A 21,454-nucleotide genomic window follows, 5' to 3' on the forward strand; every position below is an offset into this window, starting at 1 on the left:
GGGGAGATGCTGATGCTGGATTTTGTCATCACCTATCTGTCGTCCAGAGAGGGAAAGACGGTCGCAGCCATCCTGGCGGTCAGCCTGATGGTTTCGATCGTGGCGTCCAGCGCCAACCTCATGATCGATGTGGGCGCCGCAGCGCACGACTCCTTCTGCCCGGACCACGGCTGGGCCATTTAAGGGGCCGTCGGCTACTCCATCTTGCGGTTGTTTCGCAGGCGCTCGTCCGTCATCTCGAAGCCGGGCCGCAGGTGGGCGCCGGCACAGGTGCTGCGCAGGTTGCCGCCCGGGCAGTCGGGGCTGGACATGACGATGCCGACGCCGGAGCGGGCTCCGCGCAGGGAATCATGGGCGGCGAGGGCTGCCGCGCCGTCGCGGGCGAACTGGGCGTCGCGGCGCTGTTCCGAGGGCGTCAGGGTGCGCGGGCCGAGCGGGCCGGCGCGGCCGGCGGCCGTGTTGAAGCGGTCGTCGCAGAGTTGCTGTTCGGAGGCGGACAGCCGGCCGTCCATCGTCCGGCAGCCGCCCGCCCCGGTGCGCATCGAACGGCCGACGGCGGCCGCCATCCCCTCGGGCGTCACCTGCCAGGGGTCGGCGGAGGCTGGGGGAGGTCCGACGAGGGGGCTGGCGCCGATTCGCGGAACGGGGGCGGTGGGGCGGTCCTCATCCTGGTCCTCACGCATGCGGTCGCGGGCGACGGACGGCACGGCCTCGCCGAGGACCGGGACCGTTTCACGGGCGGCGGCGCTGGCGGGCGTCGGCTCGCGCACCGTTTCGCCCTCGAGGAGGGGGCGAGGCTCCATCTCGACGAAGATCGGGATGTTCGGGGCCTCTGTGACCGGCGGATCGCCCGCGAACAGGCCGATGGCCAGCGGCGTCAGGACGAGCGCGTGAAACGCGACCGAGGCCGCCAGCACCGCGGCGCGGCGACGGTCGGCGGGCGAGCGCCAGGGCGCGATACTCAGGCCGGCGTTCGACACACATCCTCCCCGTGGGTCCAGCCACGCTGACGGGCGACCGTGGCCGGAACAGGGCGTCCCGGACAGGCGCGCCGCGCCTTCCGGGATGACAAGCTCACGAGATGATGGTCCAGGGCGAGAGCGGACGAACGGTGGCGCAGGCTGGCGTGCCGTCCTTGCCCCGGCCGGGGAGTGTGGCTGCGATGATGGCGCCAGGCTTCAACAGGCCCGATGGAATGTCGTGGACGTCAATCTTGGCGCGGCGGCTGACCTGGACAAGGCCGGGGGGCAGGCCCTCCATCGAACCGCCGACGGCGATGTAGACGAACCGGCGCGTCGGCCCCTCGCGGCGCACGAAGGTTCCGCCGAGTTTGCCGTCCGGCCGGAGATCCACAGGCATGTCGAAGGTCAGGGGCGCATCGGTCGACAGGCGGATGTCATGCGGCGCGTTCTTCGCATCCTGACGCCAGTAGTGCAGCCCGGGGACCGGATCGGCGATGGTCAGGCGCAGGGTCAGGGTCTCAGTCATGACTGACCAGATGGGCTCCGCGCACCATGCGGACAAACGGGAGGGGCCGGTCCGTCCCGGATCGTCGCTGCGCACCGTCCGCGATGACAATCCGTTCGGCGACCTCGGCCAGGACAAAGCGGGTGATGGAGGGCAGGTCCAGGGCGCGGGCCTCGTCCAGCGGGAGCCAGGCGATCTCGTCCAGTTCACCGGATCCGGTGGTCGGTTCGGGGGCCAGCAGCGTCGAGGCGTCGGCCATGAAGAAGCGGGCGTCGAAGCGGCGGGTGCGGCCGGGCGGGGTGATGGCGCGGGCGATGTAGGACAGGGCCGCGAGGTCGGGCAGGGCGCCGGCCTGGCGAAACTCGCGCCAAGGTCCGGCGACGGAGGCGGACGGAGCGGACCGGCCGAGGATCAGGCCGGTCTCCTCGAAGGTCTCGCGCACGGCGGTCAGGCACAGGGCGCGGGCGCGATGCGGCGCCAGTTCGGCTTCGAGACGGGCGCGGGTGGGGCCGGAGGGTTCAGCGCCCGCAGCCGCGGTGAAGTCGGCGCGGTCGATGCGGCCGCCGGGGAAGACCCATTTGGACGCCATGAAGACATGGCCCGGCGCGCGGCGGCCCATGAGCACCTGGGGCCTCTTGCCGCTCCGGACCAGGATCAGGGTGGCGGCGTCCTTGGGGCGCTGGCGCGGATCAGCCGCTCGGGGGGCGTCGCGGAGGTCCTGGGCGGCATCGAAGGGCTGGAGGGGCGACGGCATCGAAAACCGATGCCACGGGGGCGCCGGCAAGGAAAGCGTGACCGCCGTCGGGTCAGCCGAGGAAGCGGCCGATTCGGACGAGCGTTCCGCCGGGGTCGCTGAGAGAGAACTCATAGGTTCCCCAGAGGCGGGCGTGCGGCCCCTGCGGTTCCAGGATCAGGTCCCGGACCCGGTCGGCGACGGCGTCCACGTCCTCGACATAGAGGTAGGGGCCCATCGGATTGTCCTCCGGACGGCCGGGCCAGCCGGGTGTGGACCTCAGGTGGATGCGGCAGCCGCTGTTTTCGGCGAGCCGGCGGTAGCCGCCGTGGTCGCTGACCACCTCGAACCCCAGCCGACGGTAGAAGGCTTCGCTGGCGTCGATGTCGTGGGCGGGCACGATGGCCGCCGCGTGATGCTGTTCCATCATTCGGCCTCTCCGTCGGGGCGGGCGAGGATCATCGTCGCGGCGACGGCCAGCGACCAGAGGGCGAATGCGGCCATGGCGGCGACCGCCACCTGCAGGTCGAAGCCGCCGTCCGTCGTCGTGTGCCAGAGGGCGAGGCCGAGAATCACGACGCCCAGCGCCGCCGCCACGCGACCTGCAAAGGACCGGTGCCAGAGCCCGGGAGACCATGTCGCGGCGCCTAGAGCGACCAGGACCGTGCCGAGGGCGTCGAGGCTTTGATTGAGCGCCCACAGGGTGTGTCCGCCGGCCTCGCGGACGGCGGGGTCTGAGGTCGACGCCAGCAGTCGTCCGGTCGCGAACCCGTTGACCAACGCCGCCCCGGCCAGGGCCAGCAAGCCCGCGCCGAGGAGAAGCGCGCCGGTGCGGGTCAGGATGCGGGTTTCGTCGAGTTGTCGCTTCACGCCATCGAGCCCGATCGCGAGGGCCAGGAGGCAGCCGATCATGGCGGCGTGAACAAAGCCATTGCTCCAGTCGCTGAGGAACTGTCCGTCGTCGTGTGTAGTCGAGAGCGAGGTCGGATGGTGCAACATCAGGACGAGGGCGAGTCCGGTCGCTGCGGCGATGATGGCGCCGTCAGCGCGGGTCTGGTTGGCGGTCATGTGAGTTCCCCGTTTCAGAGGATCTCTGTGCCGGGAGCGCACGAGCCAGGCGACGGACGAAGCCGGACAGAGTCCGTTAACGGACGAACCCGGGCAAAAGTCCGGAACGAGGGGCGGTTACGGGCTGAACCCGGGCGGGCGATCCGCTAGGGTCGGGCATGACCCTTGCGGCCGAGGACCTTGACCGGCGTAGCCAGCGGACCCGCCGGGCGGTGTTCGACGCCTTCACGCGGCTGGTCTTCTCGCGTCGCTACGGCGCCATCCGGACGTCGGACCTGATCGAGGAGGCGGGTGTCGGGCGCTCGACCTTCTATGAGCATTTCCGCAACAAGGACGACGTGATGGTCTGGGCCATCGACCCGATCTTCGCGCCCCTTGCCGAGGCGGCGGCCGGTCAGGCGAGCCTGCCCCGGTTGCGGTTCGTGCTGGACCACCTGTGGGAACGCCGGGCCTTGGCGCGGGTCATGTTCGAGCCGCCGCTGGCCGCGAAGCTGCAGCGCAAACTGGCGGGGATGATCGAGGCAAGACTGGGAGACGGGCAGGACGGAGACATCCCTTCGGCCATGGCCGCAGCAGCCTCGGCGGCGTCGCAGCTGGCCTTGCTCAGGGTGTGGCTGGGCGGCGAGGCCCCGTGCGCGCAGACGGTACTGGCACAGCGGCTGGCGGAGAGGCGATGATGGCACAGACTTATAAGCGGCAGCTGTCTGGAGGAAGCAACGACACGCTGACCGTGGCCGCGCTGGCGGTTCTGGCGGCGATCACGGTGACGGTGGCGCACGAAGCGGTCGGGCACGGGAGCGTGTGTCTGGCGGTCGGCGGGCGGGTGACCTTGCTGACCACGTCGCTGTTCCGGTGCGACGTTCCTTCGTTTCTGATCGATCTGAGCGGGCCGTTTACCAGTCTGGCCGTGGCGGCCGTTGCGGCGCTCGCGGCCACGGTGACGCGGGAGACCCGACCGGGGCTAACGCTCTATCTGGTGCTGGTCGCGGCCATGGCCGGGTTCTGGGAGGGGGCCTATCTGGTGCAGGCCGTGCTGACCCGGCATGGCGACCTGTATTCCGTCTGGACCGGGCTGGCCGGCGAGGCGACTGTCGCGGTTCGGGTCGGCGGCGCGGCTGTCGGGGCGGCGATCTATCTGGCGACTGTCGTGTTCGCGTCGCGGATGCTGGCGGGAACACTCGTCGAGCCCCGCAAGGCGGCGCGGACGGCCTGGGCCGCCGCGACGGTCGCGACGGTGGCGGCCGCTCTGATTTATCGCGGCGGGGTCGGCGAGAATCTTATCAATACGATGCTGGAGATCGGGGCGGCGTCCTTGCCGTTGCTGCTCATTCCCCGCAGGGCGAACGGCGCCGCGACGGCGAGACCGATCCGCCGGAGCGTGCCGGTGATCGGTCTCGCCGCCATGGCCTGGCTGGGGTTCGCCCTGACGATGGGGCTAGGGATCGTCGGCTAGCGCCGCTTGCCCTTGCGGACGCCTTTCGGCGTGCCGCCGCGCGGAGGCTTGGGGCCGCCGGGACGGCCGACGCCGCGCTTGGGTGGGCTGTTGCCGCCCGTGCCGGGACCGCGTCCGCGCATGCCGAGGCGAGGGGCGGGGGCGTTGGGATCGCGGGGTTCGGCGTCGCTGAGCATCTCGAAAAGGAGTCCGCCGGTAATGGGGGTGGCCTCCTTCAGCTTGACCTCGACGGTGCGGCCGAGGGTGTAGCGCTGGCCGCTGCGTTCTCCGACCAGGGCATGGGCGCGGTCGTCGTGGGTGAAGTATTCGTTGCCCAGTGACGAGACGGGCACGAGGCCGTCGGCGCCGGTTTCGTCCAGGCGGACGAACAGGCCGAAGCGGGTCACGCCGGTAATGCGCCCGGTGAAGGTCGCGCCGACGCGGTCCTCCAGGAAGGCGGCGATGTAGCGATCCATGGCGTCGCGCTCGGCGGCCATTGAGCGGCGCTCGGTCAGGGTGACCTGATCGGCGATTGCGGGCAGTTCGGCGATCTCGCGATCCGTCAGGCCGTCGCTGCCGAGGTTCAGCGCGCGGATCAGGCCCCGGTGCACGATCAGGTCGGAGTAGCGCCTGATCGGTGAGGTGAAGTGTGCATAACGGTCAAGGTTGAGTCCGAAGTGGCCGACGTTGTCGGGCGAATAGATGGCCTGCATCTGGGAGCGCAGGACGACCTCGTTGACCACTTCGGCGTGGGGGCCGTCGCGGGTTTCGTCGAGCAGCTTGTTGAACCGCTTGGTCGTCGGGGCCTCGCCCTTGTTCCACGGCTTGCCGATGGTCGAGAGGAAGTCGGCGAGGTTGAAGACCTTCTCCTGGCTGGGCGTGTCGTGGACGCGGAAGATGAGGGGGGTCTTCTTGGCCTCCAGGGTCTCGGCCGCGCAGACGTTGGCCTGGACCATCATCTCCTCGATCAGGCGGTGGGCCTCCAGCGAGACCCGCTTCTCGATCGAGGCGATGCCGCCGTCGGGCGCCATGCGGATGCGGCGTTCGGCCGAGTCGATCTGCAGGGGCGCGCGCTTCAGCCGGCCCTTCAGCATGGTGTGGTAGGCGTTCCAGAGCGGATACAGGATGGTGTCCATGATCGGACCGGTCGTGTCGTCGGTTCCGCCGCCGTTCTCGAGGCCGTCTATGGCGGCCTGGGCCTGTTCGTAGCTGAGCTTGGCGTGGCTGCGCATCAGGCCGCGGTGGAATTTGTGGCCCAGTTTGCGGCCGTCCTTGTCGAAGACCATGCGCACGGCGAGGGTGGCGCGGTTCTCGCCTTCCTTGAGGCTGCACAGGCCGTTCGACAGCCGCTCGGGCAGCATGGGCTCGACGCGGTCGGGGAAATAGGTCGAGTTGCCCTTGGTACGGGCCTCGCGGTCCAGGCTGGTGTTGGGGCGGACGTAGGCGGCGACGTCGGCGATGGCGACCCAGACGACCCAGCCGCCTTCGTTCTTCGGCTCGTCGTCGCGCTGGGCGAAGACGGCGTCGTCATGGTCGCGGGCATCAGCGGGGTCGATGGTGACGAAGGGGATGTCGCGCAGGTCGTCGCGGCCCTTCAGCGTCGGCAGGTCCTGGTTTTCGGCCTCCTGTTCCACGGCTTCCGAGAAGCCCATGGGCACGCCGTGAGTGTGAATCGCGATCAGGGAGGCGGCGCGGGGGTCGTCCTCGCGGCCGACGGTCTCCAGGATCTTGCCGCGCTTGTGGCCATAGCGCTGGTCGGACTTCTCGATGGCGGCGACCACGAGGTCGCCGTCGCGCAGATCGCCGGCGAGGATCTGCGGAATGATCAGGACGTCCTTCGAGCGGCGGTCGACGGGCTCGACGCGGGTCTCCTTGTTCGACTTGCGGATGACGCCGAGGACGCGGTTGTTGTTGGTGTCGAGCTTCTTGATCAGCCGGGCTTCCCAGCCGTTCGGGCCATGCTCGAACTTCGCCAGGACACGGTCGCCGAGGCCGGGGGCCGGGCCGGGCTTGCCCTTGTCGGGAATGAGGAGGGCCTTGGGCGCGTCTGCCGAGGCCTCGACCATGCGGACATAGAGTTCGCCGTCGATGTCTTTTTCAACCACGTCGGCGACGCCGACGGGGGGCAGGGCGCCAGCTTCGGAGAAGCCCTTCTTGCCACGTTTGCCGAGCTTGCCGTCCGATTCGAGGCCTCGGATCATTTCGCGCAGGCGGCGGCGATCCTCGCCCTTCAGGCCGAAGTGGCGGGCGATATCGCCCTTTTCCGCACTGCCGGCGTCGCGCAGGAAGGTGAGCAGGGTGGCCTCGTCCGGCAATCCGGCGGCGGGTTTTCTGGGTGTTTTGGTCATTGAGTTCCTATGTAGGGCGCTTCGCGTAAAAGGGCGAAATCTTGCGCCGCTTGACCGGATGAAGTCGGGCGATCAGCTTCCGCCGCGCCCGTCCGTCCCGGAGTTATTCTGAATGTCTTCCCTGCCGCTGTCCGAAAACCCGACCCTGAGCGCGCCGACCGGCTCGCTGCTGGACCTGATCGGCAAGACGCCGATGGTGGAGGTCACGCGGATCGACACCGGGCCCTGCCGGCTGTTCCTGAAGCTTGAGGCGCAGAACCCCGGCGGGTCGATCAAGGACCGCATCGCGCTGTCGATGATCGCAGCGGCGGAGGCGGAAGGGTGGTTGAAGCCCGGCGGCACCATCGTCGAGGCGACGGCCGGAAACACGGGCCTGGCGCTCACTCTCGTGGGTCAGGCCAGGGGTTACAAGGTGTTGCTGGTCATCCCTGACAAGATGTCCAAGGAAAAAATCCAGCATCTGAGGGCCATGGGGGCCGATGTGCGCCTGACGCGGTCGGACGTCGATCACGGCCACCCGGAATACTACACCGACATGGCGGAACGGCTGGCGCAGCAGATTCCGGGTGGGTTCTTCGTCAACCAGTTCGCCAACGCGGCCAACTCCGAGGCGCACGTCAGGACGACGGGGCCGGAGATCTGGGAACAGATGGGCCACGACATCGACGCCTATGTCGCCGGCATCGGCTCCGGCGGCACGATCACAGGGGTGGCCCAGTACCTGAAGAGCCAGGGGTCGGCGGCCGAGATCATTCTGGCCGATCCGGTCGGGTCGGTGCTGGCGGGCATCGTCAACGACGGCGTGCCGAGCCCGGAAGGCAGCTACACTGTCGAAGGTATCGGCCAGAACTTCGTGCCGGACACGGCGGACATGAACCTGATCGACAAGGCCTATTCAATCCCGGACGCCGAGGCTGTGGCGACGGTGCGCGAGCTGCTGCTGAAAGAAGGCATCCTGGCGGGATCGTCGTCAGGGACGCTGATCGCGGCGGCCCTGCGCTGGTGTCGGGAACAGACCGAGCCGAAGCGCTGCGTGACCTTCGTCTGCGATACGGGCGCGAAATATCTGTCCAAGGTCTACAACGACGCCTGGCTGGCTGATCAGGGGCTGGGCGAGCGGGAGCTGCATGGCGACCTGTCGGACCTGATCTCGCGCAAATACGAGAAGGGCGACGTGGTCACGGCCGGGCCGACCGACACTCTGGACACCGCCTTCAAGCGGATGCGCGGGGCGGACGTGTCGCAACTGCCGATCATTCAGGACGGGCGCCTGGTTGGCATTCTGGACGAGAGCGATCTGGTTCACGTGATGAACACCGACGAGATCACGCGCAAGGAGCGGTTCGCCAAGCCGGTGTCCTCGGCCATGACGCGCGATCTGGACACGGTGCAGGTCAGTGAGCCTCTGGACGCCCTGATCCCCCTGTTCGACCGCGACCGGGTTGCGATTGTGCTGGACGGCGAAAAGTTCGTCGGCCTGATCGCGCGCGTCGATCTGATCAACCACCTCAGCCTGAACCGGTAGGACCATGGCCGAACTCAAGAACAGTCAGGGTTTTTCAACCCGCGCCATCCATGCCGGTCAGCGGCCGGATCCGACCACCGGCGCGGTGATGACGCCGATCTACGCCACCTCGACCTACGCCCAGGAAAGCCCGGGGGTGAACAAGGGCTATGAGTATGCGCGGGGTAAGAACCCGACGCGCGAGGCCTTCGAGGCCTGCATCAACGACCTGGAGGGCGGGGTCCAGGCCTTCGGCTTCGGCTCCGGCATGGCGGCGACCTCGACGGCGCTGGAGCTGCTGGACGCGGGTTCGCACATCGTCACCGGCGACGACCTGTACGGCGGGTCGTGGCGTTTATTCGAGCGGGTGCGGCGGCGCTCGATGGGGCTGGACTTCGCCTATGTCGACATGGCCGATCTGACCAAGGTCGAGGCGGCGATCACGCCGAAGACGAAGATGATCTGGGCCGAGACGCCCACCAATCCGCTGATGAAGCTGGCGGACATCGCGGGGCTGTCGGTCATCGCGAAGAAGCACGGCCTGTTGCTGGTCGTGGACAACACCTTCGCCACGCCGTGGAGCCAGAGGCCGCTGAGCCTGGGCGCCGATGTGGTCATGCATTCGGCGACCAAATACCTGAATGGCCACTCCGACATTATCGGCGGGGTTCTGGTGGCGGGGTCTGAAGAGGTCGCGAAGGAACTTAAGTTTCTCCAGAACTCCATCGGCGGAGTCATGGGGCCATTCGACGCCTTCCTGGCCAACCGGGGGCTGAAGACCCTGGGCCTGCGCATGAAGGCGCATAACGAGAACGCCCTGGCGATCGCCCGCTGGCTGGAAGATCGCATCGGCCGGCCGGGCGGTGGCGTGGCCAGGGTCATCTATCCGGGTCTGATCAGCCATCCGCAGCACGATCTGGCGACGCACCAGATGAACGGACGCTACGGGGGCATGGTCACGGTGATCATCGACGGCGATCTGGCGCGGACCAAACAGGTGCTCGAGCGGGTTCAGGTCTTCACCCTGGCGGAGTCGCTGGGCGGGGTCGAAAGCCTGGTCAACCACCCGGCCATCATGACTCATGCCTCTGTGCCCAAGGAGGTCCGCGAGGCGGGGGGGGTGACAGAGAACCTGATCCGCCTGTCGGTGGGAGTCGAGGACCTGGACGACTTGATCGCCGACCTGGACCAGGCGCTGGCCTGAAACGACCGGCCTGAAACGACCATTTCGAAACTACAGAGGGCGGCCTGCAAGGGCCGCCCTCTGCTTTTGCAGGCAGACTTTAGCCCTTGGGAAGAAGCACGGTGTCGATCACGTGGATCACGCCATTGGTGCAGGCGATATCGGCCGAGACAACCTTGGAGCCGTTTACGGTGACGCCATCAGTGCCGTCGACGTCAAGCGTCTCGCCGTTGACCGAGGCCGGGCTGAGGGTCTTGCCCGAGATGTCGGCGGCATGGACGGCGCCGGACAGGACGTGGAGCGTCAGGATCGCCGTCAGCTTGTCCTTGTTCTCGGGCTTGACCAGATCCTCGACGGTGCCGGCGGGCAGTTTGGCGAAGGCGTCGTCGGAGGGGGCAAAGACGGTGAACGGGCCTGCGCCCTTAAGGGTCTCGACCAGGCCTGCGGCCGTGACGGCGGCGACGAGGGTCGTGAACGAGCCAGCGGCGACGGCAGTGTCGACGATGTCGTGAGTTTCGGTGGTCATGTTACGTTCCTGATTGATAGAGATCAGGAAGTGGGCGGACATTCCATGAATGCAATAGACGTGCGGCAAAGTGACCATGCGACACTGTCGTTGTTATGTATAGGCGCGATGTGCGGAGGTGTGATTACAACACCTCCGCACCCGGACACTATTTTGGCAGGGAGACGGCGTCGGTGACGTGGATCACGCCGTTTGACTGGAACACGTCGGCCTGGGTCACGGTGGCGACGCCGCCGTTCTCGTCGGTCAGGATGACCGAACCCCCGCGCAGCGAGGCGGTCAGGATGTCACCCGAGACGGTGGTGATGGCAGCCGATCCACCGCCCGCCTGGATGAGGGCGATGACATCGGCGGCGGTCACGCGGCCGGCGATGACGTGATAGGTCAGGATCTTGGTCAGGGTCGCCTTGTTGGCGGGCTGGATCAGGGTCTCGACCGTGCCGGCGGGGAGGGCGGCGAAGGCGGCGTCGGTCGGGGCGAAGACGGTGAAGGGGCCGGGGCCCGACAGGGTCTCGACCAGGCCGGCGGCGGTGACGGCGGCCACGAGGGTGGTGTGGATCGGCGAGGCGACGGCGTTCTCGACGATGGTCTTGTTGGCATACATGGCAGCGCCGCCGACGGTGACGGTCGACTGGCTCATGCCGCCGTGATGATCGGCGAAGGCCGCGGGGGCGGCGACGAGCAGGGCGGCGGCCGAGACGGCGCCGGCGAGGGCGGAGAGCTTCATGAGTCGTTTCCTGACAATGGGATCGCCTTGTTGGGATCGTCACAGAGACGGTCACGGCGCCGGTCCGGATGCGAGGGCAGCGCGGCGCGCGTCAAGCCGCCGCAGGTGTCGCACCCGTCGGCGCGACCGTGGTGCAAGGGCGCTGCCCCCCCTAGAAGCTGACCAGGACCGAGGCCACCAGGGCGTCCTCGTACTGGCTCCCCTGATCCTGCGCGTCCGTGCCGTGCCAACGCAGGTCGAGCGCGGTCGTATCGGTCAGGGCCCAGGCGACGCCGGCGTTCCAGCCGGTGTAGTCGGGAGCGTTGTTCTGTTCGCGCAGGCCCAGGGTGACGCTGGCCTTCAGGCGATCGGCGAGGGGGAAGCGGACGCGGCCCTCGACCCAGGTGGAGGCCCGGGTCGAACCCAGGCCGTCCGGCGAATGTTCGACGCGGAAGCGCGCATCGACTGCGCCGAAATCCTTGATGACGTCGAACTGATATTCCCAGGCCGCGTCGTCATGACCCGCGACGGCGCCGAGCCGCCACTTGTGCGAGGCGGAGGTGTCGAAATCGAACCCGAGCGCCGAATACTGCCAGCCGGCCTCCATCTCGGTCTCGACCGATGAGCCGGAGGAGTCGATCGTCTCGAACTCCGCATCCGCATAAAAGCCGTTGGCGCCGTTCCACTGGACGTCCCCGAAGACGTAGGGGTCAGAGCCGCTCTTGGAGGCCCCCTTGGAGCGGTTGTCGGTGCCGGCCCCAATCTCGAACGACCAGTGCGACGCGCGTTCCGGACGGTAGCGCGCGGTGTCCCTGTCCTGCGCCGCCACAGCGTTTGGCAAGCCCCCGGCAAGAACGAGAAGACAGAGGAAAATGCGGATCATCCGCCTATGATCTAGGCGACGCCGACCTTCCTGGCGAATTGATCTGTGGCCAGGGCGTATTCCGACCGCAGCCGCGCCACCAGTTCGGCCGCCGGGATGACGTCGTGGATCGTGCCGGCGCCCTGGCCGGCGGACCAGACGGTCTTCCAGGCCTTGGCCTCGTCGCCCATGTCGAGCTTGTGCTCGGGCAGCGACTTCGGGTCGATGCCGTTGGCCTGAAGCGACTTGGTCATGAAGTTGGCCGGGATGCCGGAGACGGCGGGGGTGTGGACGATGTCCGTCGCGCCCGACTCGATGATCATCTCCTTGTAGGCCTCGGGAGCCATGGCCTCGGTCGTGTTGATGAAGCGGGTGCCCATATAGGCGAAATCGGCGCCCAGCATCAGGGCGGCGGCGACATCCTGGCCGTTCGACAGGCAGCCCGACAAGATGATGGTGCCCTCGAAGAACTCGCGCACCTCGTTGACGAGGGCGAAGGGGTTGATGATGCCCGCGTGGCCGCCGGCGCCGTTGGCGACCAGGATCAGGCCGTCGACGCCGGACTCTGCGGCCTTCCTGGCGTGGCGGACGTTGGCGATGTCGTGGAAGACCACGCCGCCGTAGCCGTGCACCGCATCAACCACGTCGCGCACGGCCCCCAGCGAGGTGATGATCAGCGGCACCTCATGCTCGACCGAGACCATCATGTCGGCCATCAGGCGCGGGTTGGTCGGGTGGACGATGTGGTTGACGCCGTAGGCGGCGGCGTCGGGGTTCAGGCGCGACTTGATCTCGACCAGCCACTCGGCATAGCCCTCGGACGTGCGGGCGTTCAGCGAGGGGAAGGTGCCGATCACCCCGTTGTTGCAGCACTCGACCACCAGATCCGGCCCTGAGACCAGGAACATCGGCGCCTCGATGACCGGCAGGACGAGGCCCTTCTGCAGGGAGGCGGGGATGGCCATGGCGTTCGCTCCGTTTCGTTTGGCTACGCTTAGCGGGGTGTCGCGGGGGAAGGCAAATGTCGGCTGCGCGTGGGGCGGCACGCTCGACATTTGCACTCGGAGAGCATCGGGTGCAAGAGTCCAGATCGGGCAGAAGGTCTGTTTAATGCTCTGATTTAACAGGATTATGTTCTGGATTAAGTTTTGCACTTCGAGTGCAACGCGACGCTTCGAGTCCAGTCAGATCGCGCGGCCGAAGGCGCGATGAGGAAAAATCGGGTGCCGCCGTCGCTGGATGTCCCGGCCGCGTCACTCTGCCGATGCGGGTCGCGGGGAGGAGACAGAAGGCCGGTGTCGCGTTAAATCCCGCCTCATGACCACCGACACCTCCGGCCTCTCCCAGCTCGGCCAGCACATCATCCAGCCGACCTCGCCCGAGACGGCGGTGCTGGAGAGGGTGCCCAACCCGCATGCCGACACCCTGTATCTGGCCCGGTTCACGGCGCCGGAGTTCACGTCGCTGTGCCCGGTGACGGCCCAGCCGGACTTCGCCCATATCGTCATCGACTATGCGCCGGGCGACTGGCTGATCGAGTCCAAGTCGCTGAAGATGTACCTGACCGCCTTCCGCAACCACGGCGCCTTCCACGAAGACTGCACCGTGGCCATCGGCAAGCGGATCGCCGATTTGCTGGATCCGCGCTGGCTGCGGATCGGCGGCTACTGGTATCCGCGCGGGGGTATTCCGATCGACGTCTTCTGGCAGACGGGAACCCCGCCCGAGGGCCTGTGGCTGCCCGACCAGGGCGTGCCGACCTATCGCGGACGAGGGTAGGTCAGGTCGGGCGCGCCGTTCGCCGGCGGCGCTGCCGCAAGCGGGTCCAGGCGATCGTGAGGACAGTCGTCGCCAGCAGGGCGGCGCCCAGTCCGTCCCACACACCGTCGGCCAGCAAGGCGCCGACAAGGCCGATCAGGCTCAGCCCGGCCAGCGCCAGCGGTGCGCCGAAGATGGAGCCCAGGGAAAGCGCGCTGCGCATCAGCGCGTCCGCCGTTTCTTCGTCAGCCACAGATAGAGGCCTGACCCGAGGATGATGATGGTCGCGAGGTCCAGCAGGGCCCAGACGATCTTGAGCCAGAGGCCGCCGTAGTCGCCGAAATGCAGCGGCTGCGACAGGGACAAGGCCTTCACATACCAGGGCGAGGCGGCGACGGCGGCGAGTTCGCCGGTGCGGACGTCGATCAGGGCCGGGGTGGTCAGATGGGTCGTCAGCGGCGTGTCGCCGTGGAAGAAGACAGCATAGTGGTGGTCGGTCGAGAACTCCGTGCCGGGGAAGGCGACGAACTGCAGGGTGCGGCCGGGCAGGGCTGCCCTGGCCCGCTCCACGGCGGCGTCCAGCGAGGCCCATTCGCCGGGGGCCGCGGAGGCGTCCTGGGCGGCGGTCAGACCGGCCAGCGCCGTGTCCTTCCAATAGGCGAGGATGGGGGTCGCCAGAGCGTTGACCACCCCGGTCGCGCCGACGACCAGCACCCAGGCGACGGTGACGATCCCCAGCAGATTGTGCCAGTCCAGCCAGCGGGTGCGGGCGGCTTTTTCCAGCCTGAGCGTGCCGAACGGCGCCCGTCGCATGAAGGGGGCGTAAAGCACGACGCCGGAGACCACGGCCACGATCAACAGCAACCCCATGCCGCCGAGGAACAACATGCCTGGCAGGCCGAGGAAAATGTCGGTGTGGAGTTGAAGCAGAAACTCCATCACCGGATGGCCGGCGACCGGCGGGGCCGGGTCGCCGTTGGTCCGGTCGACAGGCTGGAAATTGAACTGGCCGGCGGGGCCGTCGGGAGCGCGGCTGGTGACATTCACCACCGGCCGGTCCTCGTCAAAGCTCATGAAGGCGGGGACGTCGCCTGGATGGCGCGACAGGGCGACGGCCAGAACCTGATCCAGGTTCAGGCCGTCGCCTTCGGGGTTCGCCGGGGCCCAGGCCTCGTCCAACAGCCAGTGTTCCAGCTCATGGGTGAACACCAGCGGCAGGCCAGTGATGCAAAGCATCAGCAGGAAGGCGGTCGAGACCAGGCTCGACCATTTGTGGACCCAGGACCAGAGGCGGATCGTGCGGGTCTTCATCCGGTTCAGAAATCCGTCGAAAGCGACAGCCTGAGAGTGCGGGGCGCGCCCAGCGTCAGATAGTTGGCGCCCGGATAGCCGCCGACGGCCACCCAATGATCCTCGTTGGCGAGATTCTCGACCCGGGCACGCACAGTGACCGGACGGCCGGCGACGTCGGCGGCGTAGCGGAGGCCGGCGTCGAAGCGGGTCCAACTGTCCAGCTCGACGGTATTGGCGGCGTCGACCGGCTGTTCGCCGGTGTAGACGAGGCGGCCCTCGAGGGTCAGTCCGGGGACCTGCGGCAGGTCCCATTCGACATTGACGTTGCCCTGGAATTCCGGCGTGCCGATGGGACGGTTTCCGTCGAAAGCGCCGCCCGCCGAGCGGGTTACCTCGGCGTCCAGCCAGGTCCAGCCGCCGAGGACCCGCAGGCCGTCTCGGGGCTCGCCGAAGTAGGCGATCTCCAGGCCGGTGTTCTCCTGCTCGCCATTGGCCGCGAAAACGCCGTTCTCGACATAGGCGCTGGCCAGGGTGCTCCGAAACAGGCTGACGCTCCCGCCGAAGCGACCGACGTCATACTTCATGCCGACCTCTACCTGTTCGCCCCGGAAGGGATCGAGCGCCTCTCCCGCGTTGGTGACGGGCACGCCGCCGCTGAGGGCCGGCGCGATCTGGCCGGGGATCAGCGCCTCGGCGTAGTTGGCGTAGAGCGAGATCTGCTCGATGGGCCTGTAGACGACGGCGAAGACCGGAGTGACCGCGTTGCCCTCGTATGCCGAGAGGGGCGCGCCGGTGTTGTAGTCATAGGTGCGCGTCTCGATCTTCTGATACCGGGCGCCGGCGGTGATCCGCAGCCGCCCGTCCATGAAGGCCATCATGTCGGCGAGGGCGAGGCTGGCGTTGTCGACCCGCTCGGTCACATTGGGGGCCGACAGGTCGCCGCCGACGAAGAAGGTGGCAGCGGGCGGGGCGACGGCGAGGGGCGCGTACAGGTTGCCGGCGAAGCCGGCGAAGCTGGAGAAGGCGTAGGCGTTACGCGATTTCGACTGGACCTGTGAGGCCGAGGCCACGAGGGTGTGGCCGACGGGGCCGGTGGCGAGGCGGGCGCGGAGGCCGGCGTCGGCGGACCAGACTGTGTCTTCGCGCGCATTGTCGAAGCGATAGGTGCTCAGGGTACCGTCGGGTTGGGTCGTGGGGTTGGCCAGCACTTTGGCCTCTACGCCCTGACGCCCGCCGATGGCGGCCCAGGCCGAGACCGTGTCGGTCAGATCGAACTCACCGCGGGCGACCCCGAACAACTGTTCCTCGTCTGTATAGGTCCAGGGCTGGGCGAAATTACCAGCGGCGGACGGCGCGCCGGGGACAGCGCCGGTCGGGGTCACGGTCGGGCGGGGGGCGTCGATATGGTGATCCTGATATCCGATATCCGCCGAGACGCGGGCGCGGTCGCCACGGCGGTCGAGACCGAGGCTGATCACGGTCAGTTGGCGGTCCTCGCCCCCGACACCGGCCTCGCCGTCGCGCCGGGCGATGTTGAAGCGTCCGCCCCAGTCTCCGTCGGCGCCGAAGCGACGGGCCAGGTCGGCGGCCAGATAGAGTTCACTCTCGCCGTCGATGCCCGCCGTGAGACGGTTCAGCGGCGCGTCCGGCGCGCGCTTGGGCGTCAGGTTGATGGCGCCGCCGACGCCGCTGCCGCCAGGTGCCGCGCCGTTCAGGAAGGCCGTGGCGCCGTGAAAGACCTCGACCCGCTCGAGGAATTCCGCGGCCACGAACTGGCGCGGCAGAATGCCGTACAGGCCGTTGTACGTCATGTCGTCGGAGAACACCGGGAAGCCGCGGATGACATACAGCTCCTGGAAATTACCGAAGCCCTTGGATACGCGCACGGCCGGATCGTTCTGCAGCACGTCGCCGACGCTGCGGGCCTGCTGGTTGCGGACCAGCGCCTCGGTATAGCTGGTCGAGGCGAAGGGGGTGTCCATGACATTCAGCGCCCCGAACAGGCCGACACGGCCGCCGCGCGCGATCTGACCCCCGGCGTAGGGCGAGGTCAGGGTCACCTGGGAACCCGTGACGATGACTTCGTCGAGCTGGGCCGTGGCCTCCTGGGCGAGGGCCGGGTCGCCGAGCAGCAGGGTGCAACAGGAGGCGAGCAGGGCGGATCGAAGCATGGGAAGGCTTTCAGCGAATTGAGAACGCGTCGCAATATACGAGACGAACCTTGCCATCAAGCGAAACACGCGGGCGGGGTGAGGCGCGTCGACGCGGCCAACCAGGCGTAAGGGCTTTTGGTGCAATTTCCAGGCGGCGGCGCAAGAGCCATCGGCCTAGTCTGATGAGATGCCAGATTCCCTTCGCCTGCCGCTGGAAAGCCTGGGTCGTCAATGGCTGGAACGGCTGCAGACGGACGCCGACCGCCGCCCCGCCACCCGCTTCGCTTTCGCCTTCCTGATGTTCGGGATCAAACAGGCCTGGGCCTGTCTGTTCGGAGGGGCGATGCTGGGGCTGATCCTGCTGACCTTCCTGTTCTGGCCCGACGACAGCCCGGTGTCGCGCTATGACTTTCTGGTCATCGGGGCGGTGCTGATCCAGGCCGCCATGCTGGTCCTGAAGCTGGAGAGCTGGGCCGAGGCGCGGGTGATCTTGCTGTTCCACATTGCCGGCACGATCATGGAGCTGTTCAAGACCGCCCACGGGTCGTGGATCTATCCGGAGGACTCGGTGCTGCGGATCGGGGCCGTGCCGCTGTTCTCGGGCTTCATGTATGCGGCGGTAGGCTCCTACATCGCGCGGGTGCAGCGCATCTTCCATATCCGCGTGCGCGGTTATCCACCGGTGTGGTCGACCTGGGTGCTGGCGGCAGCGATCTACGTCAACTTCTTCGCCCATCACTGGCTGCCGGACATCCGGCTCGCCTTGTTCGTGGCGACGGCCCTGCTGTTCGGGCGAGGATGGTTCTGGTTCACGGCGAACCGGACGCGGCTGAAGATGCCCTTGCTGGTGGGGTATTTCCTGGTCGCCCTGTTCATCTGGTTCGCGGAGAACCTGGGCACCCTCGGGCGCGCCTGGGCCTATCCGGGTCAGGAGGCGGGGTGGGAGATGGTTTCGCTGGCCAAGCTGGGCAGCTGGTATCTGTTGATGATCATCTCGGTGGTGCTGGTGTCGCTGGTCCACCGCCCGGAGGAGGAGCCGCGATGAGCGATGGATGGGCGGAATCGGCGGATGCCTGGGTCGCGTCCCAGGGGGACGAGGGCGACTTCGGGCGGCGCTGGGTCATGGATGCACCGATGCTGGAACGGGTCCGGCTGAGGCCGTATGCCCGCGCGCTGGACGTCGGCTGTGGCGAGGGACGGTTCTGCCGGATGCTGAAGGCCGAGGGGGTGGCGGCGGTCGGGATCGATCCGACCGTGGGCCTGATCGACCATGCGCGCAGGCTGGATCCCGAGGGAGATTATCGCGTGGAGGCGGCCGAGGCCCTGGGGTTCGACGATGGGGTGTTCGACCTTGTGGTCAGTTATCTGTCGTTGATCGATATCCCGGATGTGCGGGCCGCGATCGCGGAGATGACGCGGATGCTGGCGCCGGGCGGGAGGCTGTTGATCGCCAATCTGGCGGGGTACAACTCGGCCGCCGACGCCAACGACCTGGGGTGGGTCACCCTGCCGGACGGGCGGCGGGCCCATGCGATGGACGACTATCTGGAGGAGAAGGCCGGCTGGATCGCCTGGAAGGGCATCCGGATCCAGAACTGGCACCGGCCGCTGAGCACCTATATGGCGCTGCTGCTGGAGCAGGGGCTGACCCTGACCCATTTCGCCGAGCCGCCCGCGCACGGGGGCCATCCGGTGCGACAGGCCCACTACAACCGCGTACCCTGGTTCATGATGATGGAGTGGACGAAGCCGCCCGTCAGCTCTGCGTCAGGCTGAGCACATTGCCATCGGGGTCAGCGAAGAAGGCCACCTTCGCGCTGCCGCCAGGGGCGGTCCAGACGCCCGTCTCGTCCTGACCCATGCCTGGATAGATGATCATGACCACGCCCCTGGCCGTCAGGTCGGCGACGGTCGCGGCGATGTCAGCGACCTGCCAGCCGAGCACCGGATGAGGGGCTGCGGCATGATCGGGCACATGGGTAATCCGCAAGCTCGCGCCGTTCAGATCGAATACGGCCGCGAAGCCGTCGTCGGTCAGAAACGGGAGGCCCAGGGTGTCGCGGTAGAAGGCGTCGGACACGGCCCGGTCGCGCGTCAGGACGAAGGTGATGGCCGTTGCAGACGAGGGCAGGCTCATGGCCGGATCTCCTTTTCTGGACGCGTCAACATAACACGGTTCATGGACGATGTTGCGTGATCGCTGTCAGGTCCGGACGGTCGCGTTCCAGCAGGGGCTCGACTGCGGTGCCGAGGTGGATGAAGCCGGCGACCTTCTCGTCTTCGCCCACGCCGAACAGGGGCAGGGCGTCGGCGTCGTAGCTGTACCAGTCGGTGATCCAGCTTGAGGCGAAGCCGAAGGCGGAGGCGGCATGCTCCAGGTTCATGCAGACGGCGCCTGCGCTCAGCTGCTGTTCCCAGACGGGTTTCGATGCGGGCGCTGCCGTCGAGATCACGAGCACAGTGGTCGGGGCGGCGGTCAGTTTGGCGAGGACGGCCCGGGCCTTGGACGGCAGACCCTTGGCGACGGCCATGGCGCCGAGCGTCTCCGCGATCACGGCGCGGCTGGCCGGACCCATGACGACGAACCGCCATGGGAAGAGCTTGCCATGGTCGGGCGAGCGGGCGGCCAGGGTCAGGATGTCGGCGACCTGCCCGGCGTCAGGTCCGGGCGCAGTCAAGGCCTGGGCCGGAGCCGAGCGGCGGGTGGCCAGGCGGGCCAGCATCTCGGGTGACGGGGTCGGCGAGGGGAGGGGGGCGCCGAGATCGACGGGGGGAGGCAGTGTCATGCCGGGAAGCTAGGCGTTCGACCCATGCGGCGCCATATGCCCGTGATGAGCGACTCTTGCGACGACTTCGATGCCGGCCGGCCCCTGCCTTCGTGGGACGTGAACCCGCCCGCGCGGCCGGGGTGGAAGAGCGACGGCGACGCGACGGTGTTCGAGAACCCGTGGCTGACCCTGACCTCGCATCCGGCGACGGCGCCGACCGGGGCGGCGGCGACCTATGTCGTCATGCGGCCGAAGAACCTTTCTGTCGGGGTTCTGCCGATTCATTCGGACGGGACGGTGACCCTGGTCGGCCAGGCGCGGTTCGCCTTGGCCAACTATTCCTGGGAGATGCCGGAGGGCGGGGCGCCGTTCAACGAAGATCCGCTGGACGGGGTCAAGCGCGAACTGGCCGAGGAAGCCGGCCTGGCGGCGAAGTCCTGGCGCGAGGTGCTGAGAATGGAGATGTCGAACTCAATCACCGACGAGCGGGCCATCGCCTGGCTGGCCTGGGACCTGTCTGAGGTCGACACTGCGCCGGATCCGACCGAGGTGATCGCCATGGCGCGGGTGCCTTTCATGACCCTGATGCACGAGATCGACCGGGGCGCGGTGCGCGACACCTTTACGGTGGCGACGGCGCTGAGGGCCTACCATATGGCGAAGCAATCCCTGATCCCCGGCTGGCTGGCGCACGCCATGCTCACCCGGGTATGATGGGGCGGATGGAGCCGGTGATGCCCAAGCTTGAAGTCGTCGCGTCGCAGGACAGCGTGTGGAACCAGCTGCGGTCCTCCGCCGAGGCCGCCGCGCGCGAGGAGCCGCATCTGGCGTCGCTGCTGAACGCCGTGATCCTTTCGCACCACGACCTGGTGGCGGCGCTGAGTTTCCAGATCGCCAGGAAGCTGGGCGACGAGGAACTGCGCGCCATGACTGTGCGCGAGGTCTGCCTGTCGGCGTTCCAGGCCGATGCAACCATTGTGGCGGCGGCGGAGGCGGACTTGCAGGCCGTGGCCGAGCGCGATCCGGCGATCAAGACGCTCTTGCAGCCGTTCCTGTACTTCAAGGGTTTCCAGGCGCTTCAGGCGTCCCGGGTCGCGCACTGGCTGTGGACGGAGGGACGCGAGACCCTGGCCTTCCACTTCCAGAGCCGGATCTCCGAGCTGTTCCAGATCGACATCCACCCGGGCGCGCAGCTCGGCTCCGGCCTGTTCCTGGATCACGGCACGGGCATCGTCATCGGCGAGACGGCCGTGGTCGGCGACCAGGTGTCGATGCTGCACGGTGTGACCCTGGGCGGCACGGGCGCCGAGCGGGGCGACCGCCATCCGAAGATCGGCAAGGGCGTGCTGCTGGGCGCCGGGGCAAAGGTGCTGGGCAATATCGTGGTCGGCGACTACGCCAAGGTGGCTTCGGGGTCGGTGGTGCTGAAGCCGGTACCCGCGGGCTGCACCGTGGCCGGTGTTCCGGCGCGGCTGGTCAACTGCCCCACTGCGGCGGAGCCGGCCCGGACGATGGACCATACCCTGGCCGACATCGTCTATGATTTCGTGATCTGAGCCGAGTGTCTCTTCCCTGCGCCGCAGGCGTGGGGAGGTGGCTCGTAGCGAAGCGACGAGACGGAGGGGTTCTTCGCGGCGACAAGAACCCCTTCGT

General features: G+C 67.9%; 25 protein-coding genes. 10 read left to right on the forward strand and 15 right to left on the reverse strand.

Going from position 1 to position 21,454, the window contains the following annotated elements; translation table 11 throughout:
• Positions 1-12 precede the first annotated feature (12 nt).
• Positions 13-183, forward strand: coding sequence for a hypothetical protein (locus ACP7AZ_RS00335; RefSeq protein ID WP_426034979.1), 171 nt, complete (start codon positions 13-15; stop codon positions 181-183).
• An 11-nt stretch (positions 184-194) separates the two neighbouring features.
• Here the strand turns inward: ACP7AZ_RS00335 and ACP7AZ_RS00340 are convergent, their stop codons facing one another.
• The 5 genes from ACP7AZ_RS00340 to ACP7AZ_RS00360 all read right to left on the reverse strand — a co-directional run bounded on the left by ACP7AZ_RS00340 (position 195) and on the right by ACP7AZ_RS00360 (position 3,268).
• The gene (locus ACP7AZ_RS00340) at positions 195-980 is read right to left on the reverse strand and encodes a hypothetical protein (protein WP_426034981.1); all 786 of its coding nucleotides are present in this window, start codon (positions 978-980) and stop codon (positions 195-197) included.
• A gap of 94 nt (positions 981-1,074) precedes the next feature.
• Complete coding sequence (locus ACP7AZ_RS00345; protein ID WP_426034983.1) at positions 1,075-1,488, reverse strand: DUF5990 family protein; 414 nt, start codon at positions 1,486-1,488, stop codon at positions 1,075-1,077.
• Entirely contained in the window at positions 1,481-2,221 is a 741-nt protein-coding gene (locus ACP7AZ_RS00350; RefSeq protein WP_426034985.1) for an NUDIX hydrolase, read from the reverse strand. The genes ACP7AZ_RS00345 and ACP7AZ_RS00350 overlap by 8 nt, the downstream gene beginning before the upstream one ends.
• 52 nt (positions 2,222-2,273) lie before the next feature.
• The gene (locus ACP7AZ_RS00355; protein WP_426034987.1) at positions 2,274-2,630 is read right to left on the reverse strand and encodes a VOC family protein; all 357 of its coding nucleotides are present in this window, start codon (positions 2,628-2,630) and stop codon (positions 2,274-2,276) included.
• Entirely contained in the window at positions 2,627-3,268 is a 642-nt protein-coding gene (locus ACP7AZ_RS00360; RefSeq protein ID WP_426034989.1) for a hypothetical protein, read from the reverse strand. Before ACP7AZ_RS00360 ends, ACP7AZ_RS00355 begins: the two co-directional genes overlap by 4 nt.
• Positions 3,269-3,426: 158 nt before the next feature.
• On the opposite strand from ACP7AZ_RS00360, the gene ACP7AZ_RS00365 reads away from it, so the two are divergent.
• Together ACP7AZ_RS00365 and ACP7AZ_RS00370 are read left to right on the forward strand one after the other, a co-directional pair.
• Complete coding sequence (locus ACP7AZ_RS00365) at positions 3,427-3,945, forward strand: TetR/AcrR family transcriptional regulator (protein WP_426034991.1); 519 nt, start codon at positions 3,427-3,429, stop codon at positions 3,943-3,945.
• A complete protein-coding gene (locus tag ACP7AZ_RS00370) occupies positions 3,942-4,721 on the forward strand; it encodes a hypothetical protein (protein WP_426034993.1) in 780 nt (259 codons plus the stop codon). The genes ACP7AZ_RS00365 and ACP7AZ_RS00370 overlap by 4 nt, the downstream gene beginning before the upstream one ends.
• Here ACP7AZ_RS00370 and rnr read toward each other — a convergent pair.
• Complete coding sequence (gene rnr, locus ACP7AZ_RS00375; RefSeq protein ID WP_426034995.1) at positions 4,718-7,048, reverse strand: ribonuclease R; 2,331 nt, start codon at positions 7,046-7,048, stop codon at positions 4,718-4,720. The two genes, ACP7AZ_RS00370 and rnr, sit on opposite strands and share 4 nt — an antisense overlap.
• A gap of 112 nt (positions 7,049-7,160) precedes the next feature.
• Between rnr and ACP7AZ_RS00380 the strand changes: the two genes are divergently transcribed.
• A complete protein-coding gene (locus tag ACP7AZ_RS00380; protein WP_426034997.1) occupies positions 7,161-8,573 on the forward strand; it encodes a pyridoxal-phosphate dependent enzyme in 1,413 nt (470 codons plus the stop codon).
• 4 nt (positions 8,574-8,577) lie between these two features.
• Complete coding sequence (locus ACP7AZ_RS00385; RefSeq protein WP_426034999.1) at positions 8,578-9,756, forward strand: trans-sulfuration enzyme family protein; 1,179 nt, start codon at positions 8,578-8,580, stop codon at positions 9,754-9,756.
• Between the two features lie 79 nt (positions 9,757-9,835).
• Here the strand turns inward: ACP7AZ_RS00385 and ACP7AZ_RS00390 are convergent, their stop codons facing one another.
• From ACP7AZ_RS00390 to ACP7AZ_RS00405, 4 genes are all read right to left on the reverse strand, one after another.
• On the reverse strand, positions 9,836-10,261 hold the full coding sequence (locus tag ACP7AZ_RS00390; protein ID WP_426035001.1) for a fasciclin domain-containing protein: 426 nt from the start codon (positions 10,259-10,261) through the stop codon (positions 9,836-9,838).
• A gap of 148 nt (positions 10,262-10,409) precedes the next feature.
• The gene (locus tag ACP7AZ_RS00395; RefSeq protein WP_426035003.1) at positions 10,410-10,988 is read right to left on the reverse strand and encodes a fasciclin domain-containing protein; all 579 of its coding nucleotides are present in this window, start codon (positions 10,986-10,988) and stop codon (positions 10,410-10,412) included.
• A 151-nt stretch (positions 10,989-11,139) separates the two neighbouring features.
• Entirely contained in the window at positions 11,140-11,850 is a 711-nt protein-coding gene (locus ACP7AZ_RS00400) for a TorF family putative porin (protein WP_426035005.1), read from the reverse strand.
• Between the two features lie 11 nt (positions 11,851-11,861).
• On the reverse strand, positions 11,862-12,794 hold the full coding sequence (locus ACP7AZ_RS00405) for an NAD(P)H-dependent flavin oxidoreductase (RefSeq protein ID WP_426035007.1): 933 nt from the start codon (positions 12,792-12,794) through the stop codon (positions 11,862-11,864).
• Positions 12,795-13,146: 352 nt separating this feature from the next.
• Here ACP7AZ_RS00405 and queF point away from each other — a divergent pair, with 352 nt between their 5' ends.
• Positions 13,147-13,608, forward strand: a complete 462-nt coding sequence (gene queF / locus ACP7AZ_RS00410) for a preQ(1) synthase (protein WP_426035009.1) — start codon at positions 13,147-13,149, stop codon at positions 13,606-13,608.
• Between the two features lies 1 nt (position 13,609).
• On the opposite strand, the gene ACP7AZ_RS00415 is transcribed toward queF, so the two are convergent.
• Genes ACP7AZ_RS00415 through ACP7AZ_RS00425 form a run of 3 tightly spaced genes read right to left on the reverse strand, consistent with a single transcriptional unit; the run spans position 13,610 to position 17,051 of the window.
• Positions 13,610-13,810: a hypothetical protein gene (locus ACP7AZ_RS00415; protein ID WP_426035011.1), complete on the reverse strand. Its 201-nt coding sequence runs from the start codon at positions 13,808-13,810 to the stop codon at positions 13,610-13,612.
• A complete protein-coding gene (locus ACP7AZ_RS00420; protein WP_426035013.1) occupies positions 13,810-14,994 on the reverse strand; it encodes a PepSY-associated TM helix domain-containing protein in 1,185 nt (394 codons plus the stop codon). Before ACP7AZ_RS00420 ends, ACP7AZ_RS00415 begins: the two co-directional genes overlap by 1 nt.
• Complete coding sequence (locus tag ACP7AZ_RS00425) at positions 14,904-17,051, reverse strand: TonB-dependent receptor (protein ID WP_426035015.1); 2,148 nt, start codon at positions 17,049-17,051, stop codon at positions 14,904-14,906. Before ACP7AZ_RS00425 ends, ACP7AZ_RS00420 begins: the two co-directional genes overlap by 91 nt.
• A 169-nt stretch (positions 17,052-17,220) precedes the next feature.
• On the opposite strand from ACP7AZ_RS00425, the gene ACP7AZ_RS00430 reads away from it, so the two are divergent.
• Together ACP7AZ_RS00430 and ACP7AZ_RS00435 are read left to right on the forward strand one after the other, a co-directional pair.
• On the forward strand, positions 17,221-18,078 hold the full coding sequence (locus ACP7AZ_RS00430; protein WP_426035017.1) for a DUF817 domain-containing protein: 858 nt from the start codon (positions 17,221-17,223) through the stop codon (positions 18,076-18,078).
• Positions 18,075-18,809 (forward strand): class I SAM-dependent methyltransferase, encoded by a 735-nt coding sequence (locus ACP7AZ_RS00435; RefSeq protein ID WP_426035019.1) that lies wholly within the window; start codon positions 18,075-18,077, stop codon positions 18,807-18,809. The genes ACP7AZ_RS00430 and ACP7AZ_RS00435 overlap by 4 nt, the downstream gene beginning before the upstream one ends.
• On the opposite strand, the gene ACP7AZ_RS00440 is transcribed toward ACP7AZ_RS00435, so the two are convergent.
• Together ACP7AZ_RS00440 and ACP7AZ_RS00445 are read right to left on the reverse strand one after the other, a co-directional pair.
• Positions 18,790-19,170 carry a VOC family protein gene (locus ACP7AZ_RS00440; protein WP_426035021.1) on the reverse strand — a complete coding sequence of 127 codons (381 nt, stop codon included), beginning with the start codon at positions 19,168-19,170 and terminating at the stop codon, positions 18,790-18,792. The two genes, ACP7AZ_RS00435 and ACP7AZ_RS00440, sit on opposite strands and share 20 nt — an antisense overlap.
• A gap of 40 nt (positions 19,171-19,210) precedes the next feature.
• Positions 19,211-19,819, reverse strand: coding sequence for a nitroreductase family protein (locus ACP7AZ_RS00445; RefSeq protein WP_426035023.1), 609 nt, complete (start codon positions 19,817-19,819; stop codon positions 19,211-19,213).
• Between the two features lie 45 nt (positions 19,820-19,864).
• Here ACP7AZ_RS00445 and ACP7AZ_RS00450 point away from each other — a divergent pair, with 45 nt between their 5' ends.
• Positions 19,865-20,515: an NUDIX domain-containing protein gene (locus tag ACP7AZ_RS00450; protein WP_426035025.1), complete on the forward strand. Its 651-nt coding sequence runs from the start codon at positions 19,865-19,867 to the stop codon at positions 20,513-20,515.
• Between the two features lie 20 nt (positions 20,516-20,535).
• The gene (cysE, locus tag ACP7AZ_RS00455; RefSeq protein ID WP_426035027.1) at positions 20,536-21,357 is read left to right on the forward strand and encodes a serine O-acetyltransferase; all 822 of its coding nucleotides are present in this window, start codon (positions 20,536-20,538) and stop codon (positions 21,355-21,357) included.
• Positions 21,358-21,454: the final 97 nt, after the last annotated feature.

Source organism: Brevundimonas sp. DC300-4, from assembly GCF_049897365.1.
Taxonomy (GTDB): domain Bacteria; phylum Pseudomonadota; class Alphaproteobacteria; order Caulobacterales; family Caulobacteraceae; genus Brevundimonas.

Excerpts from the sequence above, each read along its gene's own strand:
- ACP7AZ_RS00335 (WP_426034979.1), top strand. The coding sequence starts at position 13 with ATGCTGGATTTTGTCATCACCTATCTGTCGTCCAGAGAGGGAAAGACG.
- ACP7AZ_RS00405 (WP_426035007.1), bottom strand. The coding sequence starts at position 12,794 with ATGGCCATCCCCGCCTCCCTGCAGAAGGGCCTCGTCCTGCCGGTCATC.
- ACP7AZ_RS00430 (WP_426035017.1), top strand. The coding sequence starts at position 17,221 with ATGCCAGATTCCCTTCGCCTGCCGCTGGAAAGCCTGGGTCGTCAATGG.
- ACP7AZ_RS00365 (WP_426034991.1), top strand. The coding sequence starts at position 3,427 with ATGACCCTTGCGGCCGAGGACCTTGACCGGCGTAGCCAGCGGACCCGC.
- ACP7AZ_RS00445 (WP_426035023.1), bottom strand. The coding sequence starts at position 19,819 with ATGACACTGCCTCCCCCCGTCGATCTCGGCGCCCCCCTCCCCTCGCCG.
- ACP7AZ_RS00385 (WP_426034999.1), top strand. The coding sequence starts at position 8,578 with ATGGCCGAACTCAAGAACAGTCAGGGTTTTTCAACCCGCGCCATCCAT.
- ACP7AZ_RS00395 (WP_426035003.1), bottom strand. The coding sequence starts at position 10,988 with ATGAAGCTCTCCGCCCTCGCCGGCGCCGTCTCGGCCGCCGCCCTGCTC.
- ACP7AZ_RS00370 (WP_426034993.1), top strand. The coding sequence starts at position 3,942 with ATGATGGCACAGACTTATAAGCGGCAGCTGTCTGGAGGAAGCAACGAC.
- ACP7AZ_RS00380 (WP_426034997.1), top strand. The coding sequence starts at position 7,161 with ATGTCTTCCCTGCCGCTGTCCGAAAACCCGACCCTGAGCGCGCCGACC.
- ACP7AZ_RS00440 (WP_426035021.1), bottom strand. The coding sequence starts at position 19,170 with ATGAGCCTGCCCTCGTCTGCAACGGCCATCACCTTCGTCCTGACGCGC.
- ACP7AZ_RS00360 (WP_426034989.1), bottom strand. The coding sequence starts at position 3,268 with ATGACCGCCAACCAGACCCGCGCTGACGGCGCCATCATCGCCGCAGCG.
- ACP7AZ_RS00355 (WP_426034987.1), bottom strand. The coding sequence starts at position 2,630 with ATGATGGAACAGCATCACGCGGCGGCCATCGTGCCCGCCCACGACATC.
- ACP7AZ_RS00450 (WP_426035025.1), top strand. The coding sequence starts at position 19,865 with ATGAGCGACTCTTGCGACGACTTCGATGCCGGCCGGCCCCTGCCTTCG.
- ACP7AZ_RS00415 (WP_426035011.1), bottom strand. The coding sequence starts at position 13,810 with ATGCGCAGCGCGCTTTCCCTGGGCTCCATCTTCGGCGCACCGCTGGCG.
- cysE (WP_426035027.1), top strand. The coding sequence starts at position 20,536 with ATGCCCAAGCTTGAAGTCGTCGCGTCGCAGGACAGCGTGTGGAACCAG.
- ACP7AZ_RS00425 (WP_426035015.1), bottom strand. The coding sequence starts at position 17,051 with ATGCTTCGATCCGCCCTGCTCGCCTCCTGTTGCACCCTGCTGCTCGGC.
- ACP7AZ_RS00350 (WP_426034985.1), bottom strand. The coding sequence starts at position 2,221 with ATGCCGTCGCCCCTCCAGCCCTTCGATGCCGCCCAGGACCTCCGCGAC.
- ACP7AZ_RS00400 (WP_426035005.1), bottom strand. The coding sequence starts at position 11,850 with ATGATCCGCATTTTCCTCTGTCTTCTCGTTCTTGCCGGGGGCTTGCCA.
- ACP7AZ_RS00345 (WP_426034983.1), bottom strand. The coding sequence starts at position 1,488 with ATGACTGAGACCCTGACCCTGCGCCTGACCATCGCCGATCCGGTCCCC.
- ACP7AZ_RS00390 (WP_426035001.1), bottom strand. The coding sequence starts at position 10,261 with ATGACCACCGAAACTCACGACATCGTCGACACTGCCGTCGCCGCTGGC.
- rnr (WP_426034995.1), bottom strand. The coding sequence starts at position 7,048 with ATGACCAAAACACCCAGAAAACCCGCCGCCGGATTGCCGGACGAGGCC.
- queF (WP_426035009.1), top strand. The coding sequence starts at position 13,147 with ATGACCACCGACACCTCCGGCCTCTCCCAGCTCGGCCAGCACATCATC.
- ACP7AZ_RS00435 (WP_426035019.1), top strand. The coding sequence starts at position 18,075 with ATGAGCGATGGATGGGCGGAATCGGCGGATGCCTGGGTCGCGTCCCAG.